The organism is Vibrio sp. Vb0349 (assembly GCF_033338975.1).
On sequence record NZ_JAWOTS010000406.1, the window covers coordinates 1 to 1,082 of the forward strand.

Annotated in this window: 2 protein-coding genes and 1 pseudogene; all 3 read right to left on the bottom strand. The window is 43.7% G+C overall.

All coding sequences use genetic code 11. From position 1 onward, the window contains the following. On the bottom strand, positions 1-290 hold a 290-nt coding region (locus tag R7Q47_RS26195), incomplete at its 3' end, for a YciI family protein (RefSeq protein WP_318090255.1). 115 nt (positions 291-405) lie between these two features. Then, a complete protein-coding gene (yciA, locus tag R7Q47_RS26200) occupies positions 406-801 on the bottom strand; it encodes an acyl-CoA thioester hydrolase YciA (protein ID WP_005459205.1) in 396 nt (131 codons plus the stop codon). Between the two features lie 157 nt (positions 802-958). Further along, a pseudogene (locus tag R7Q47_RS26205) lies at positions 959-1,082 on the bottom strand (septation protein A); the annotation flags it as partial.

Consider the following 1,082-nt stretch of genomic DNA (forward strand, 5'->3'; position numbering starts at 1 on the left):
ACTTTTTTGAACGGTTTTACGATCACGTTTTCGTAAACGCCCGCCGCCACATAAGGATCGGCGTCAGCCCATGTTTTGGCATCTTCCAAAGAGGAAAATTCAGCAATGACTGTCGAACCAGTAAAGCCGGCTTCTCCTGGGTTATCAGAGTCGATCGCTGGCATTGGACCTGCGGTAAGTAAACGACCTTCATCTTGAAGCTGTTGCAAGCGTTCTAAATGTTGAGGACGAACGCCCATACGTTTTTCCAATGAGTTCTCGACGTCCTGAGAAAAGATGACGTACCACATAGCATAGTTCCTTAATTGGTAGGGTAAAGTGTTAATTTAACGTCTTTTTTGAACCTCTCACAAGTGAACAATAGAAAATGTGAGATTCTTCCTAGCAATTCGATTTTATGACAACTTAGCTTTGCACTGGACGTGGTTTGCCTTCACTGTCGATGGCTACATAGTTAAAGGTTGCTTCACAAACCATGAAACGATCTTCGATGCCGTCGACTTTCACTGGTTTCACCCAAACTTCTAGGTCAACGCTCATAGATGTACGGCCGATTTTCTTACACACGCCGTAACAACAAACCACGTCACCTACGCTGACTGGTTTTTTAAATGTAATGCTTGAAACAGAAACGGTAACGACGCGACCAGAACAGATCTCTTTCGCCAGAATCGCACCCGCCAAGTCAAGTTGAGACATTATCCAACCACCAAAGATATCGCCGTTTGCATTTGTATCAGCGGGCATTGCAAGGGTACGAAGCAGAAGCTGGCCTTTCGGAGAGTTAAATTCTTGGCTCATAGTGACATCCTAAATCTTCAAGGGCGCTCAAAAAAAGCGCAAATATGGTGTGCCAATAAGAATACTAATGCAGTAATTATTGGTCCGTTGAACAAAACAGCGACCCGAAGGTCGCTGTGAATAATACATTTGCGCGGATTATAGCAAAATTGAGTTTTTAATCATCAATCGAGACATCGGAGGAGTTATTTTTCTCTTCCTTTGGCATGTGCTTGTAAATGTAGACACCAGTAGCAATCATGTAGGCGAAGGTGGCAATCAGCATTCCAAACACTTTGAAG